The organism is Paenibacillus sp. 01T422 (assembly GCF_056398785.1).
This window is the reverse complement of record NZ_JBFTQB010001074.1, coordinates 1-1,897: the sequence shown is the minus strand read 5'-3', so window position 1 is coordinate 1,897 and position 1,897 is coordinate 1. Positions and strand designations below refer to the sequence as shown.

The window sequence follows — 1,897 nt, the reverse complement described above, 5'->3', positions numbered from 1 at the left end:
CTATGCACGTCACTATCTGGATGAGCAAGCGAATTTGTTGCAAAAGAAGGACTTCTGTGGTTCGCTAATCGTTGTGGATATCGATAATTTCAAACGTATTAATGATACGCACGGCCATCAAATTGGCGATAAAATATTGATACAGGTGAGTCAAATTATTAAGACCTGCATCCGAGAGAGCGACATCGCGGCTAGATGGGGTGGAGAGGAACTCGCAGTATACTTGCCTCAAGTCGCCAAAGATCAGACGATTCGCATTGCAGAACGCATACGTACAAGGGTCCTTAAGGAAACCAATCCGCAAGTTACAGTTTCCTGCGGGGTATCGGATTGGAACTGGGAAGAGGATAAGATTAGCGTTGAGTCCTTATTCTATCGGGCAGATATGGCGCTGTATCAAGCTAAAAATAGTGGGCGTAACCAAATTAAAGTCGGTTAGCTCGCGGCGAAAACCACTTGTCTTCTGATGGGTGGTTTTTGTTTTCATAACGTTGCAAAAAAAGGGGAGACTAGCTTTAAACACACATACTTTTGCCCTACTTTTCTCTTCCTGAACTTACGGTAACATGTTACAATGGTTTGGTTAAGGGAAGGATGGTCGAAATTTGTCAGTGGCTAACAGAAAGCGGATACTTTCAATTTTAATTATTTTAATTTTAATCGGTTTATTGGTTTATTTTTTCTTTTTCAACCCCATAGGCATTAAACTAGCTCACAGCAATATGAGGCAGCTGTCTGATCATTTGAGGGATCTTGGTTGGCCCGGCAAAATCATCGGAATGGCTTTGATAGTTGCTCAAACCTTCTTTCCGTTTATTCCATTCGTGCTGGTAGCTGGGACGAATGTAGCGATTTTTGGGATTAAAGTAGGGTTTATCGTGAACTATATCATGTCTTGTTTAGGAGCAATTGCCTCTTTTTATTTTGCTCGTTATTATGGACATGCTTGGGTCGAGAAGAAATTGGAACGATTTCCGCTTGTTACTCAGTTCAGCCGCCGTATGGAACAACGTGGATTTATTTACGTGCTTTTAGGCAGATTGATCCCGATTTTACCGTCTTCGGCAATTAACTTTGCTGCAGGACTCTCTAGAATGCGGTTTACACAATTTCTATGGGGCACACTAATTGGGAAACTTCCGATTGTTTTTTTAGAGTCCATGATTGCTCACGATTTATTTCATTTTCACAAATATAAAGGAAGACTTCTCCTTCTGCTCGGTATTTTAGTCGTTTTAATTTTAATTGGCAATGGCGTGAAGCGGGCTCTGGCACCCAAATCGAAATAAATTTGGGTTGGAGAATGCAGGAAATTTTCTAGTTGCGCTTTGTCACCTATCCAAGTTATCATATAGAAAGCAAGGCGACTAACTCATATGTAAATAAATGGAGGAATGAAATATGCCAAGTGCTAATAACGCCGCAATTGTTGAAATTTCACAAACAGCTAATAAATTTAGATCATCCATCGTTCTCCAATATGATAATAAGTATATCGATGTGAAAAGTATTTTGGGGTTGTTCACAACTCTACTTAGCTCCAGCAAATATGATTTGCACGTACATGGTCCGGATGAGCAAGAAGCGAAAGTCGCTATGGCTGAAGTTTTCGCTAAGCATGATCTAGGGGTTAACGTCGTAGAAGACTAGTTTAATGCCTAAAGAAGGTACTCTCAGAATCTCTGAGGGTACCTTCTCTTGTATATTGGAGCAATTTCGCTTAATATAGATACATATAAGGACGGATGACTATGCGTATAGGGGGAAGTGGAATGTCTTCATCTGATCTGTTGTTGGACATGAATCAAAAAGCGCTTAATCTTCTTCAAGAAGATGCAGATAAAATCGAAAAGCTGATCGAAGTACAAATGGAAAATTTGACAACACGTCAATGCCC

Annotated in this window: 4 protein-coding genes; all 4 read left to right on the top strand. The window is 40.3% G+C overall.

Features of this window, described 5'->3' with window-relative positions; translation table 11 throughout:
* Window positions 1-439, top strand: a 439-nt coding sequence (locus tag AC1DUA_RS35660; RefSeq protein WP_477504239.1) for a GGDEF domain-containing protein, incomplete at its 5' end; no start/stop codon positions are given.
* A 172-nt stretch (window positions 440-611) separates the two neighbouring features.
* A complete protein-coding gene (locus tag AC1DUA_RS35655) occupies window positions 612-1,289 on the top strand; it encodes a TVP38/TMEM64 family protein (protein WP_477504238.1) in 678 nt (225 codons plus the stop codon).
* Window positions 1,290-1,401: 112 nt separating this feature from the next.
* On the top strand, window positions 1,402-1,650 hold the full coding sequence (locus tag AC1DUA_RS35650; protein WP_127452161.1) for an HPr family phosphocarrier protein: 249 nt from the start codon (window positions 1,402-1,404) through the stop codon (window positions 1,648-1,650).
* A gap of 122 nt (window positions 1,651-1,772) precedes the next feature.
* Window positions 1,773-1,897, top strand: a 125-nt coding sequence (locus tag AC1DUA_RS35645; RefSeq protein WP_477504240.1) for a DUF1507 family protein, incomplete at its 3' end; no start/stop codon positions are given.

Bases quoted from the DNA above. Each gene is read 5' to 3' on its own strand.
- AC1DUA_RS35650 (WP_127452161.1), top strand. From the start codon at position 1,402: ATGCCAAGTGCTAATAACGCCGCAATTGTTGAAATTTCACAAACAGCT.